Source organism: Kitasatospora sp. NPDC086009 (genome assembly GCF_044540385.1).
GTDB lineage: Bacteria > Actinomycetota > Actinomycetes > Streptomycetales > Streptomycetaceae > Kitasatospora.
On the sequence record NZ_JBITSA010000003.1, the window covers coordinates 374,889 to 387,380 of the forward strand.

A 12,492-nucleotide genomic window follows, 5' to 3' on the forward strand; every position below is an offset into this window, starting at 1 on the left:
CCGGCGGCGGCCCGGGCCGGCGCCGGCGTCCGACGCGCCCCCGCTATCCGGCCACCGCCGGGCGGCGGGGGCGGCAGAGCGCGAGGTAGGCGATGGCGGAGAGGGCGGCGCAGCCGAGGACGACCGCCGCCAGGAGCACCGCCGACGGCGTGCCGCCGAGGCTGCTGAGCGGCGCGACCAGGGCGCCGCAGAGGAACGTGCCGGTGCCGATGAGGGCGGAGGCCGAGCCGGCGGACCGCGGGGGGACCAGGCTGAGCGCCTGGGCGGCCGAGTTCGGGAGGATCACACCGAGGCTGCCCATCAGGACGAAGAGCGCCGGGCAGATCCCGGCCAGGCCGAGGTCCCAGACCGCGGTGAGCAGGACGAGCGCCACCCCGGCGGCGACCGCCGTGCCGAGGCCGGCCAGCATCAGCGCGCCGGGGGTGAACCGGCGGGCGAGCACCCGCCCGTTCAGCTGGGTGACGCCCACGATGGCGAGCGAGTTGAGGCCGAACAGCAGGCTGTAGGTCTGCGGCGAGACGTGGTACACGTGCTGGAGCACCACCGAGGAGCCGCTGATGTAGCCGAACAGCGAGCCGAAGGCGAAGGTGCTGGTCAGGACGAGGCCCAGGAAGGGCAGGTTCCGCAGCAGCCCCTTCATGGTGCGCAGCGTGGCCACGAGCCCGCCGCCGTGCCGGTCTGCGGGCGGCAGGGTCTCGCGCAGGGCCGCGAAGGCGATCAGGGTGAGCAGCAGGCCGAGTGCGGTGAGGGCGCCGAAGGTGCCGCGCCAGGAGGTGACGCGGAGCAGCTGGGCACCGACGACCGGGGCGAGGATCGGGGCGAGGCCGGATATCAGGCTGATCGAGGCCAGGAAGCGGAGCATCGCGACGCCCTCGAAGCGGTCCCGGGCGACGGCGCGGCCGATGACCAGGCCGGCCGCACCGGCCGCGCCCTGCACGAAGCGGGCCGCGATCAGCACCGGCAGGGTGGGCGCGAGCACGCACAGCACGCTGGCCAGGGTGTAGACCACCAGGCCGACGAGCAGCGGCGGGCGGCGGCCGAAGCGGTCGCTGAGCGGTCCGAAGATCAGCTGGCCGGCGGCGACCCCGAACATCGAGAAGGTCAGGGTGAGCTGGACGGCGGCCGGCTCGGCGGCGAAGTCGTCGGCGATCGCCGGCAGGCCGGGCAGGTAGAGGTCGGTGGTGAGCGGGCCGAGGGCGACCAGACCGCCGAGCACGGCGACGGTGCCGCGCCCCGGGGCGGCGGCGGTCCGGCCGGCCCCGGTGGCCCGGGCCGCGGGCGCGGTCGACGTCTCGCCGGTGGGGCCGGCGGGACCGACGGTCGAACCAGGCATGGGGCTCCTCGGAGGCGGGCGCTGGATTGTCCTCGCTCCGTCCTACCCCAGCGGCCCGGCGGGGCGACACCCGGGGTGGGCCGCGCGGCCCACTCCCGCCCCCGGCGCCCGTCCGCCCGGTGCCCGGCTCCTCAGTGCTTGGCGGCCGACTGCGCGCGCAGGGCGGCCTGCACGGCGGCCCCGTCCTGCCAGGCGTAGAGCTGGTTGCCGGTCAGGGTGACGTTGTACTGCCCGCACGAGCCGGTGATCTTCGAGGAGACGCCCTGCGGGAACCAGCCGGCCTTCAGCGCGGCCGGCACCGGGTGGACGGCACTGCCCGGCTGGGCGGTGACGCAGCCGGCCGGCAGCCGCCCGTCGGGCAGGGTGGCGCGCAGCAGGCGGTCGTCGCCGGTGGTCGACATCAGGTACTGGACGGTGGAGGCGTTGTCGGGCAGCCAGGACGGTACCGACTGCCGGTCGGCCTTGGCCGCGCTGCCGGTGCTGTAGCTGGCCTGCTCCTGGTGGCGGCCGTCGTACCAGTCGGAGACCCGCGGGCCGACCGCCACGGTGGCGACGGCGACGGCCATGCCCGTACCTGCGACTCCGAGCGCGACCTTGCTCACGATGCCGTTCATGCCCGCCCTGCCCTCTCCCTGTTCGGTCCCGTACCCGGTGCCCGGCGCTCCGCGTCGGTGCCCGGTCCATCGGGGTGTCTCCATCCTGACCCGCCGTGGGCTGCCGTGGCGTCACCACCAGGTCGCGACCGTCCCTCCGACCTTGGGGGTACCGTCTCCACCTTCAGGGGTATACGCGGCGCCGCCGTCTCGGGGTTCACCCCCGACAGGCCGGAGCGGGCGGGCCGTTCAGGGGGCCGCCGGGGGGCGGCTCCCCGCCTGCGCGGGCACGGCGACCGGGAACGGCCGGCCGTCCGGAGTCCAGTGCGGGTCGATCGGCCGGCCGAGGGAGGCGTACCCCTGGACGGCGACGTCCGGGTGCCGGATCTCCCCAGTGGGCGGGGCGGCGGGGAACGGACCGCGGGAGCGGACCGCGGGCCTCAGTCCGGCCCGGCGCCCGCCCGGACGAACCGCCGGTCGGCGGGCCGCAGCGCCGCGACCGGTCCGGCCGCCCGCAGCACCACGTCCAGCATCCGGGCCGGGTCGGCCGTGTAGGAGTGCGCGAACCACGGCATGTTCGCCTCGACGACGGCCCAGCGCTCGGCCGGGTCGTACGGGTCGAGCAGCGGGCCGACGTCCAGCGCCACCGCGCTGGGCAGGCCGTCCCCGGCAACGGACAGCAGGCGGTGGGCGAAGCCGACGGCCTCCTCGGACACCGGCCCCGGGTCCAGCCGGCCGAAGCGGGCGTAGCGGCTGCCGGCGACCACCTCGCCGTCCAGGACGAAGAGCCGGTACTCGGACCCGAACGTCACCGGGTCGCTGACCAGGACGGGCGTGTCCGGTCCGATCCGCTCGCCGTGCCGGGGCAGCCGGGAGCCGTCGGCGTAGACGGCCGGCGGGAGGGACTTGTCGGCGGGCGGCTTCACGAAGGCCGGGCCGCGCAGCGTCCAGGCCTCGGCGAGGGTGGTCAGCTCGATCCGCCGGCCGGTGAACTCCTCGGGCAGCCGGGCCAGCCAGTCGTCCGCCGGTTCCAGCAGGGCGAGGCCGAGCCGGTCGGCGATCCGGGCGCCGGCGAGCGGGCCGCCGAACCAGTGGACCGGACACCCGGCGAGCCGGTCGAGGACGTCGGGACCGGTGAGCCGGACGGTCGACAGGCCGCGCGCGGCGGCGGCCTCGGCGAGCAGGACGGTCGTCCCGGTCTGCCGGGCCGGGGTGAGCAGCACGGGCGCGCCCGGTACGGCCGTCACGGCCGCGGCCGGAACTCGTGGACGACCTCGATGCGGCCGACGATGTGCCGGTTGAACTCCGCCAGCTCGTCGGCGGGCACCCAGAGTTCGAGGATGGTCCGGCCGCCGGCCTGCCGGACGGGGTAGCGGGCCAGGAAGGCGGTGTCGACCTCGAAGCGGGTGACGTAGCCGACGCCGGACGCGGGCACGTTCCAGTCCCGGGCGATCCGGATCGCGTAGTCCTCGTTCAGCACCGGGTAGAAGATCGGCTGGTCCGGCAGCCGGGGCGGCCAGGCCCGCCGGTCCGCCGCCTCGACCAGGGCCAGCTCCTCGGGCCCGGTGGGCCGCCAGAGGGTGGTGGTCGCGGGGGTGCGGGTCGGTCCGTTCATGGGAGCCGACGGTAGCCGGGCCGCCGCCGGCCCGGCCACCGGATTCCGGGCGGCGGGCCGGGGCGGCGGCCCCTGGGCGGCCGTCAGCGGTACGCCGACTCCCCGGTGATGGCCTCGCCGAGGACCAGGGTGTGGATCTCGCTCGTCCCCTCGTAGGTGAGCACCGACTCCAGGTTGTTGGCGTGCCGCAGCACCGGGTACTCGGTGGTGATGCCGTTGGCGCCGAGGACCGTCCGGGCGCTGCGGGCGATCTCCAGCGCGGCGCGCACGTTGTTGAGCTTGCCGAAGCTGATGTGCGCCGGGCGGGCGGCACCCTCGTCCTTGAGCCGGCCGATCCGCAGGGCGACCAGGTACGCCTTCTCCACCTCCAGCATCATCTCGACCAGCTTCTGCTGGGTGAGCTGGAAGCCGGCGATCGGGCGCTCGAACTGCACCCGGCTCCCGGCGTAGTCGAGGGCGGTGGTGTAGCAGTCGCGGGCGGCGCCGACGGTGCCCCAGAGGATCCCGTAGCGGGCCTCGCCCAGCGAGGAGAGCGGCCCGCGCAGTCCGGTGACGCCGGGCAGCACGGCGTCGGCGGGCAGCACGACCTCGTCGAAGACCAGCTCGCTGGTGACGGAGGCGCGCAGCGACAGCTTGCCGTGCACGTCGGTGGCGGTGAACCCGGGGGTGCCGGGCTCGACCAGGAAGCCCCGGACGCCGTCCTCGGTCTGCGCCCAGACCACCGCGACGTCCGAGACGCTGCCGTTGGTGATCCACATCTTGGAGCCGGAGAGTACCCAGTCGCCGCCCCTGCGGCGGGCCCGGGTGCGCATGTTGGCCGGGTCGGAGCCGAAGTCCGGTTCGGTGAGGCCGAAGCAGCCGATGAGTTCGCCGGCGGCCATGCCCGGCAGCCAGCGCCGCTTCTGCTCCTCGGAGCCGTAGGCGTGGATCGAGCGCATCGCGAGCGACCCCTGGACGGAGACGAAGCTGCGCAGGCCGGAGTCGGCGGCCTCCAGCTCCATGCAGGCGACCCCGTAGGCGACGGCCGTGGAGCCGGTGCAGCCGTAGCCGTCGAGGTGCATGCCGAGCACGCCGAGGGCGCCCAGTTCGGGGGCGAGTTCGCGGGCCGGGAAGACCCCGCGCTCGAACCAGTCGCCGATGTGCGGGCGGATCCGCTCGTCGGCGAACTTCCGCACGGTGTCGCGGATCAGCCGCTCCTCGTCGGTCAGCAGGTCACCGACGGCGAGCAGGTCGGCCGGGTCGATCCGGGTCGGCTTCGCCATGGCAGCTCCTTGTAGTCTCGGCGGGCACCGGGCCGGGCCGGAAGAGGGGTGTCGGCCGCGGCGGGTACCGGCGAGTATTCCGTACGGAGCGGGCCTCCGGACGAGGGCGAGGGAGTGAGCATGTACACAATTGAACGGCTGACGGCGGACGCGCTGCTCGACTCGGCGGAGCAGCTGGCCGCGCTGCTGGCGGACACCGTCGCGGACGGCTCCTCGCTGGGCTTCCTCGCTCCGCTCGACCCCGCCGAGGCGACCGCCTGGTGGCGGGCGCTGGCTCCCGAGGTCGAGGCCGGGCGACTGCTGCTCTGGGTGGCCCGCGCCGACGCGGACGGCCGGATCGCCGGGACGGTCCAGCTGCGGCCGGCGGTCACCGCCAACGGCCGGCACCGCGGCGAGGTCGCCAAGTTGATGGTCCGCCGGGCGGACCGGGGGCAGCGGCTGGCCGGGCGGCTGCTGGCGGCGCTGGAGGCGGCGGGCACCGGGCACGGTTTGCGGCTGCTGGTGCTGGACACCGAGACGGGCAGCCCCGCCGAGCGGATGTACGGGGCGGCGGGCTGGACCAGGGTGGGGACCATTCCCGGCTACGCGACCGACCCGGCGGGTGAACTCCATCCGACCACCGTCTTCTTCAAGGCCCTCCCGGCCGCCGCCACCTGACGGGTCCTCCCCGTCCGGCGGACTCCTCCCGACCGCCACCCCCTAGGATGATCGTTTCAGCGGGGCGGACGGGAATCCGAACGAGGGGTGGGGCATGACGCGCTGGGCACTGGTCGTCCAGGAGACCGAAGGGGTCGGCAACGACCGGATCTGGGGCACCAAGGTGCTGGCCGAGATCGAGGGCAGCCGCGAGGAGGCGCTCGCCGAACTCCGGCGGCTCGTCCCGTCGTACACCCCGCAGCACCCGTTCAACAGCCGCCGGCGCACCCTGCTCCGGGACGGTGACACCTATCTGCTGATCTCCCAGGGCAGCATGCGGGACTACCACTGCGTGTTCCGGGTGTGGGAGCTGCTCTGGGACAGCGAGCGGCCCGAGATCCAGCAGGAGCGCCTGGGCAACGCCGCGCAGGGCTGAGCCGGCCGGTCCGGACGCCCGTCTCAGGCGACTCCGCAGAGCCGCAGCAGCGCGGTGGTCGCGGCCCCCGCCACCACGACGAGCGGGAACGGCGCACGGCGCAGCGCGAGCAGCCCGGCCACCAGGACGCCGGACGGCCGGGCCCAGCCGGCGAAGCCGTGGCCCTGGGTGAGGGCGCCGGTGGCGACCAGCGCGACCAGCAGGACGGCGGCGGCCACCGCGAGCAGGTGGCGCAGCCGGTCGGAGAGGGTGAAGCGGTCGCCGAGGGCCGGGCCGGCGAGGCGGAACGCGTAGGTGCCGGCGGCGAGCAGGAGGACGGCGAGCAGTGGCATCAGTGGACTCCCTCGGCGGCGGGTGCGGGGCGCGGCGCGGCGGGGCCCTGGGCAGCCGGCTCCGGAGCGTTCGGCCGGCCGGACCGCGGCCCGGCGAACAGCAGGCCGAGCAGGGCCAGCAGCACGGGCAGGCCGGCCGGCAGGTACGGGGTGGCGGCGACCGCGACCACGGCTCCGGCCAGCGCGGCGGCCCGGGTCCGCCGGTCGGTGAGCGAGGGCAGCACCAGGGCGAGCAGGACGGCCGGGAAGGCGGCGTCGAGGCCGAGGGCGTCGGTGTCGCCGATGAGGCCGCCGGCCAGCGCGCCGACCACCACGGAGGCGTTCCAGACCACGAACAGCGCCGCCCCGCAGACCCAGAACGCGGCGCGGCGCCGGCGCCGGTCGGACTGGAGCAGGGCGAAGGCCGCCGACTCGTCGGTGAGCAGTTGGGCGCCGAGCAGCCGCCGCCACCACGGGCCGTCGAGCACGTCGGAGACGGTGAAGCCGAAGGGCAGCAGTCGGGCGTTGAGCACCAGGCCGGTGGCGACGGCGGCGAGCGCGCCGCCGCCGGAGAGCAGGACGCCGACGGCGGCGAACTGGGCACCGCCGGCGAAGACGAACACCGACATGGCGATCGGCAGCCAGAGCGGCAGGCCACCGGAGACACTGATGGCACCGAAGGAGGCGCCGACCAGGGCGTCGGCGACGCAGACCAGGGCGATGTCCCGCAGCGTGGCACGGTCGAGTGTTCGGAGGAGCGAACGCATGTCCAGTAGAGTGAACCCGAAGGCTGTCGTTCGTCAAGGCGAACGCCCGTACCTGTGGAGCGAACGCGGATGAGTGCGAACACCGGGTCCCGCGGCGCGGGCGACGGAGCCGGGGGGCCGGGCGCGGCCGGCTCGGAGCTGATCGGGCTGATCGCCGCGTCCATCCGGCGCGAACGCGAACGGGCCGGTCTCTCCATGGCCGAGCTGGCCCGCCGGGCCGGGATCGCCAAGTCGACGCTCTCCCAGCTGGAGTCGGCCGCGGGCAATCCGAGCGTGGAGACGCTCTGGGCGCTCGGCGTCGCGCTGGACGTGCCGTTCAGCCGGCTGGTCGACCCGCCGCGACCGGTGGTGCGGGTGATCCGGGCCGGCGAGGGGCCGGTCACCCACTCCGAGCGGGCCGACTACGCCGCCACCCTGCTGGCCTCCTGCCCGCCCAACGCCCGCCGGGACGTCTACCGGATCGAGGCGCAGCCGGGCGAGGCCCGGGCCTCCGACCCGCACATGCCCGGCACGGTGGAGCACGTGGTGCTCAGCGCCGGGCGGGCCCTGGTCGGCCCGCCGGCGGAGCCGGTCGAACTCCACCCGGGCGACTACGTCAGCTACCCCGGGGACGCCCCGCACATCTTCCGCGCCCTCGCGCCGGACACCGTCGCGGTCATGGTCATGGAGCACGTGTAGGACCCGGCCGGCGGAGAACCGGGGCCCAGGCGTCAGACCGTCAGCAGGGTGTCCAGGAAGGCGTTCCCGAAGACCCGGTGCGGGTCGTGGCGGTCCAGTACGGCGACCGCCTCGTCCCAGCCGGGGCCGCCGCCGTCGCGCAGGCTGGCCGGGACGACCCGGCCGAGCACGTCCGGGTCGGCCCAGGCGGCGTCCTCGGTGTACGCCCAGCCCTTGGACCACTCGACCCGCAGACCGGCCCGGGTGCCGTCGAAGGTCCGGAGCAGGAACCGTTCGAGGTCGCGGGCGAAGCGGTGCAGGCCGGGGGTGCCGGGGAGGCTGAGGACGTCCAGCCAGACGGCGGTGTCCCAGTCGGGGCGGTCGGGGCGCGGGCGCAGGGCGGAGAGCAGCGGCGGCCGGGCGCCGGGGACGCCGCTGGCGGCCGGGTCGTCCAGGCCGGTGACCCGGATCTCCACCGCGCCGTTGACCGGGAACTCCCCGCGCGCCTGGTACTCGGCGAGCAACTGCCGGTAGTAGGCGGCGAACTCGGACACCACCCACTGGAGGTCGGCCCGCCGGGCGAGCACGGCGTAGCCGTTGGCGGTGACCCGCAGGGTGGTCGGGCGGACGTACTGCAGCAGGGTGCGGGAGGGGCCCCAGAGGTCGGAGCGCAGGCCGCCGGCGAGCAGGTGGGTGAGGAGTTCGCCGGAGAGCAGCTCGCGGAGCACGCCGCCGGAGAGCAGCACGTCGGTGAGGTCCCCGGTGAGGGCGACCTTGGCGACCAGGTACTGGAGTTGGCCGAAGAGCGGGGCCGACCCCCAGGCGCCGGCGACGAGGTGGCCGGCGAGGCGGGCTACCGGCTCCGGGATGCTGTCGGAGAACGGGTAGTTGTAGGGCTCGTCGACGGTGCGGGAGCCGAGCGGGCGCTGCGGCGCGACGCTCCAGGTCTTCAGCCAGGGGCGCTCGGTGCAGGCGAACCAGATCACCTCGGCGCGCCCCTCGCGGTCGACGAAGTCGGCGAGGGTGCGCGGGCGGCCGAGGATGCCGCCCGGGGTGCCCGGGCGGGCGAACAGCTCGGTCGCCGGGATGTCCAGCCGGCTGACGCAGCGCAGCGGCACGTCCGGGCCGGCCCGGAGCACCACCTCGGTGACGAAGGCCCGGCCCAGGTGGACCAGGAACGCGGCACTGTCGGCCTCGGAGCGCTCGAAGGTGCGCAGCGCGTAGCGGTCGGTGGCCGGGTCGTGGACGACGGCGGTGAGCCGGACGACCTGGTTGCTGACCGAGCCGTACCCGTGGCCGTCCGGGCGGAGCTCGCCGACGGCCGGGACGGCGGTGCCGTGACCGCCGATGGCGAGCACGCCGCCGACGGTGAGTTCGCCGGGCGCGGGGCAGTTGGCGACGCCGAGGCCCCGGTCGGCCAGGTGGGCGAGCAGGCTCTCCATGGTGGCGCCGGTCTGCGCCCGGACGGTGGTCGGCGAGTCGGCGGTGAGCGCGGTGAGGTGGCGGGTGGTGTCCAGCAGCAGGACGCGGGCGGAGCCGGGGGTGTCGTCGGCGACGGTGAGCGGCGCCCAGGTGTGCCGGTAGCCCTGGGCGCGCAGCCGCCAGCCGTGGGCGCGTGCCCAGTCGGCGAGCGGCGGGACCTCCTCGGGGGTCCGCGGGGCACAGGTCCAGAGCTGGTCGGTGCGGACCTCTCCGGACCAGTTCTGGTAGACCCGCTGGTACAGCTCGGTGCCGGTGGGCAGTTCGGGCGGCACCGGAACGGCGGCCCGCGCGCTGTCCGGCCCGATCGTGCCGCGCAGCAGCCAGCCGGCCGTGCCGAGGACCGCCGAGGCGCCGAGCAGCTCCCGCCTGCTCAGCCCGTCCCGGTCGCGCCGTGTTGCCGCCATGTCCGCCCCCTGCTCGGTGATCGTCTCCCCCGGTGCCTGCACGGGCGTGTGAAGCCGGTGCGTGCACGAGCGTACGAAGCGGACCGGCGCGCTCGGACCGGCCGGTCGCGATCTTCACCCCTTCGAGTGAAGGTCGGCCGGTTCCCCCACCTGGCGCGGAAATACCGGGAGCCCCTGCGCGGCTGTCGTCTGCGCAGACCGCAGCCGGTCGGGGAGCAGACCCGGCCGGGGCCGACCAGGAGGTGCAGCGCGTCATGGGTGAGCAGCAGGAGTTCCGGACCGAGCACGACTCGATGGGCGAGGTCCGGGTGCCGGCCGCCGCCAAGTGGCAGGCGCAGACCCAGCGGGCGGTGGAGAACTTCCCGGTCTCGGGCCAGCGGCTGGAGCGGGCCCACATCGCCGCGCTGGCCCGGATCAAGGCCGCCGCGGCCCGGGTGAACGCCCGGCTCGGGGTGCTGGACGAGGAGACGGCACAGGCCGTGGCGGCCGCCGCCGAGGAGGTCGCCCAGGGGCGCTGGGACGACGAGTTCCCGGTGGACGTCTTCCAGACCGGCTCGGGCACCTCCTCCAACATGAACGCCAACGAGGTGATCGCCACCCTGGCCGGCGAGCGGCTCGGCCGCCCCGTCCACCCGAACGACCACGTCAACGCCAGCCAGTCCTCCAACGACGTGTTCCCGTCCTCGATCCACATCGCGGCCACCGCGGCCGTCACCCACGACCTGATCCCGGCCCTGGAGCACCTGGCGGAGGCCCTGGAGCGGCGGGCCGCGGCGTTCTCCGAGGTGGTGAAGTCCGGCCGGACGCACCTGATGGACGCCACCCCGGTGACCCTCGGCCAGGAGTTCGCCGGGTACGCGGCGCAGGTCCGGCACGGGCGGGAGCGGCTGCTGGCGACGCTCCCCCGGGTCGCCGAACTGCCCCTCGGCGGGACGGCGGTGGGCACCGGCATCAACACCCCGCCCGGTTTCGCCGCCGCCGTGATCGAGGAGGTCGCCCGGGCCACCGACCTGCCGCTGACCGAGGCGCGGGACCACTTCGAGGCGCAGGGCGCGCGGGACGGCCTGGTCGAGCTGAGCGGTCAGCTCCGCACCGTCGCGGTCGGCTTCACCAAGATCGCCAATGATCTGCGGTGGATGGGCTCGGGCCCGCGCACCGGCCTCGGGGAGATCAACCTGCCGGACCTCCAGCCCGGTTCGTCGATCATGCCCGGCAAGGTGAACCCGGTGCTGCCGGAGGTGGTGCTGATGGTCTCGGCCCAGGTGATCGGCAACGACACCACCGTCACGGTGGCCGGCGCGAGCGGCAACTTCGAGCTCAACGTGATGCTCCCGGTGATCGCCCGCAACGTGCTGGAGTCGGTCCGGCTACTCGCCAACAGCGCCCGGCTGCTCGCCGACCGCACGGTGGACGGCATCACCGCCAACGTCGAACGGGCCCGCGAGTACGCCGAGTCCTCGCCCTCGGTGGTCACCCCGCTCAACCGCTACCTCGGCTACGAGGAGGCCGCCAAGGTCGCCAAGCAGGCGCTGGCCGAGCGCAAGACGATCCGACAGGTGGTGCTGGAGCGCGGCTACCTGGAGCAGGGCAAGCTCACCCGCGAGCAGCTGGACGAGGCCCTCGACGTGCTGCGGATGACCCGCCCGTGACCACGCGCCGGGGGCGCCCGCCCCTGACCGGCCCCCGGCCGTAGCGGCCCGACGGCGTGCGCCGGGGTGCGGGCGGCGGCCTCACCGCCCGCACCCCGGCTCCGGACTGCCGGGTGGCGTCAGCCCCCGGCCCGGCCGGCCCGGCCACGTCGCATCGACGCGCCGTTCGACGTGATGGTGGCCATCGAGATCGCCGCGAGACCCAGCAGGAACATCACGGCACCCGTGATCATGCAGGTCACGATGTTCTTCCCGCGGTCGACCGCTCCGGACACCACCCAGGGCGAGATGATCGTCCAGGCACCGAGCAGGGTCGCCGCCCAGGCCCGTGCGTGGGTGCGCTCGTACGCTGAGCCGTACCCGGCCATCAGCACGCAGTAGGCGAGACCCACGATCAGGCAGGTGACGGTCAGCGTGCTGAAGGCGGTGAAGCCGACGATCCATGGCGAGGCCGCCAGGAACAGACCGGCGAGGACAGCCAGGGCCTCGACGGCCTGGGCGCGCGGAGTCAGGGTGACCCGCTCGTAGTGTTCACGCAGTTCGACGATGTCCGGATGGTGCTCCATGCCCATCGGAATCTGGGTAGACACCGATACCACCTCCTAGGTCCGGTACACGGAGGGCGCAAGCCCAGTACCATTCTGGCGCTGATCTGCCGTTTTGCACCATTTCGCCCGAGAAGCTAATCTCACCGCCCACACCCGGCGCGGACCGCGGTGAGCTGCGTCTCACCCGGCCGGGGCGCCCTTGCCTATGCAACTCGTTGCATAGCAGGATGCCGCCATGGCACTGGAGCACGCGATCCTCGTCTCGCTGCTGGAGCAGCCCGGCTCCGGCTACGAGCTGGCCCGGCGGTTCGACCGCTCCATCGGACGCTTCTGGACCGCCACCCACCAGCAGATCTACCGGGTGCTGCGGCGGATGGAGGCGGACGGCTGGATCTCCGCCGAGGAGGTCGCCCAGGACGGCCGGCCGGACAAGAAGGTCTACTCCGCGGCCGGCCCCGGCCGGGCGGCGCTGGCCGGCTGGCTGCGCGAACCGGTCGAACCGGAGACCGTCCGGCACGAGCTGGCGGTCAAGATCCGCGCGGCCGCCTTCGACGACCCGGCCGCCCTGCTCTCCGAGGTCGAGCGGCACCGCGAGAGCCATGCCGCCCTGCTCGCCCGCTACCTGCACGGCGAGCAGCGGGACTTCCCCGACCCGACCGCCCTCGACGCCCGGCAGCAGCTGCAGCACGTGGTGCTGCGCGGCGGGATCGAGTACGAGCGGATGACCCTCGCCTGGCTGGACGACGTGCTCGCCACCCTGCACCGCCTCGCCGCCGACCGGACCGGGGCCTGAACCCCC

The 12,492-nt window shown here is 74.9% G+C and carries 14 protein-coding genes; 5 read left to right on the top strand and 9 right to left on the bottom strand.

What is annotated here, in order from left to right:
* Positions 1 to 43: 43 nt before the first annotated feature.
* The 5 genes from ACIF6L_RS10860 to ACIF6L_RS10880 all read right to left on the bottom strand — a co-directional run bounded on the left by ACIF6L_RS10860 (position 44) and on the right by ACIF6L_RS10880 (position 4,803).
* Positions 44 to 1,333 carry a multidrug effflux MFS transporter gene (locus tag ACIF6L_RS10860; protein WP_396487933.1) on the bottom strand — a complete coding sequence of 430 codons (1,290 nt, stop codon included), beginning with the start codon at positions 1,331 to 1,333 and terminating at the stop codon, positions 44 to 46.
* A 131-nt stretch (positions 1,334 to 1,464) separates the two neighbouring features.
* Positions 1,465 to 1,947 carry a hypothetical protein gene (locus ACIF6L_RS10865; RefSeq protein ID WP_396487935.1) on the bottom strand — a complete coding sequence of 161 codons (483 nt, stop codon included), beginning with the start codon at positions 1,945 to 1,947 and terminating at the stop codon, positions 1,465 to 1,467.
* 419 nt (positions 1,948 to 2,366) lie between these two features.
* Entirely contained in the window at positions 2,367 to 3,173 is an 807-nt protein-coding gene (locus tag ACIF6L_RS10870; protein WP_396487937.1) for an ATP-grasp domain-containing protein, read from the bottom strand.
* Positions 3,170 to 3,541, bottom strand: coding sequence for an ADP-ribosylation/crystallin J1 (locus ACIF6L_RS10875; RefSeq protein WP_329490464.1), 372 nt, complete (start codon positions 3,539 to 3,541; stop codon positions 3,170 to 3,172). The genes ACIF6L_RS10870 and ACIF6L_RS10875 overlap by 4 nt, the downstream gene beginning before the upstream one ends.
* An 83-nt stretch (positions 3,542 to 3,624) precedes the next feature.
* Positions 3,625 to 4,803 (bottom strand): acyl-CoA dehydrogenase family protein, encoded by a 1,179-nt coding sequence (locus tag ACIF6L_RS10880; RefSeq protein WP_352287304.1) that lies wholly within the window; start codon positions 4,801 to 4,803, stop codon positions 3,625 to 3,627.
* Positions 4,804 to 4,923: 120 nt separating this feature from the next.
* Between ACIF6L_RS10880 and ACIF6L_RS10885 the strand changes: the two genes are divergently transcribed.
* Positions 4,924 to 5,460: a GNAT family N-acetyltransferase gene (locus ACIF6L_RS10885; protein WP_352287306.1), complete on the top strand. Its 537-nt coding sequence runs from the start codon at positions 4,924 to 4,926 to the stop codon at positions 5,458 to 5,460.
* A gap of 94 nt (positions 5,461 to 5,554) precedes the next feature.
* A complete protein-coding gene (locus ACIF6L_RS10890) occupies positions 5,555 to 5,875 on the top strand; it encodes a hypothetical protein (protein WP_359804215.1) in 321 nt (106 codons plus the stop codon).
* A gap of 23 nt (positions 5,876 to 5,898) precedes the next feature.
* Here ACIF6L_RS10890 and ACIF6L_RS10895 read toward each other — a convergent pair whose 3' ends face one another.
* Both ACIF6L_RS10895 and ACIF6L_RS10900 read right to left on the bottom strand, forming a co-directional pair.
* Positions 5,899 to 6,207, bottom strand: coding sequence for an AzlD domain-containing protein (locus tag ACIF6L_RS10895; protein ID WP_329490460.1), 309 nt, complete (start codon positions 6,205 to 6,207; stop codon positions 5,899 to 5,901).
* Complete coding sequence (locus ACIF6L_RS10900) at positions 6,207 to 6,953, bottom strand: AzlC family ABC transporter permease (protein WP_396487940.1); 747 nt, start codon at positions 6,951 to 6,953, stop codon at positions 6,207 to 6,209. Before ACIF6L_RS10900 ends, ACIF6L_RS10895 begins: the two co-directional genes overlap by 1 nt.
* Positions 6,954 to 7,022: 69 nt before the next feature.
* Between ACIF6L_RS10900 and ACIF6L_RS10905 the strand changes: the two genes are divergently transcribed.
* The gene (locus ACIF6L_RS10905; protein WP_352287314.1) at positions 7,023 to 7,631 is read left to right on the top strand and encodes an XRE family transcriptional regulator; all 609 of its coding nucleotides are present in this window, start codon (positions 7,023 to 7,025) and stop codon (positions 7,629 to 7,631) included.
* A gap of 32 nt (positions 7,632 to 7,663) precedes the next feature.
* Here the strand turns inward: ACIF6L_RS10905 and ACIF6L_RS10910 are convergent, their stop codons facing one another.
* Entirely contained in the window at positions 7,664 to 9,496 is a 1,833-nt protein-coding gene (locus tag ACIF6L_RS10910) for a cholesterol oxidase substrate-binding domain-containing protein (protein ID WP_396487942.1), read from the bottom strand.
* Between the two features lie 254 nt (positions 9,497 to 9,750).
* Between ACIF6L_RS10910 and ACIF6L_RS10915 the strand changes: the two genes are divergently transcribed.
* The gene (locus ACIF6L_RS10915; protein WP_329490456.1) at positions 9,751 to 11,145 is read left to right on the top strand and encodes a class II fumarate hydratase; all 1,395 of its coding nucleotides are present in this window, start codon (positions 9,751 to 9,753) and stop codon (positions 11,143 to 11,145) included.
* Between the two features lie 119 nt (positions 11,146 to 11,264).
* Here the strand turns inward: ACIF6L_RS10915 and ACIF6L_RS10920 are convergent, their stop codons facing one another.
* Entirely contained in the window at positions 11,265 to 11,711 is a 447-nt protein-coding gene (locus tag ACIF6L_RS10920) for an SPW repeat protein (protein WP_396488186.1), read from the bottom strand.
* 217 nt (positions 11,712 to 11,928) lie between these two features.
* Between ACIF6L_RS10920 and ACIF6L_RS10925 the strand changes: the two genes are divergently transcribed.
* Positions 11,929 to 12,486, top strand: coding sequence for a PadR family transcriptional regulator (locus ACIF6L_RS10925; protein ID WP_359804210.1), 558 nt, complete (start codon positions 11,929 to 11,931; stop codon positions 12,484 to 12,486).
* Positions 12,487 to 12,492: the final 6 nt, after the last annotated feature.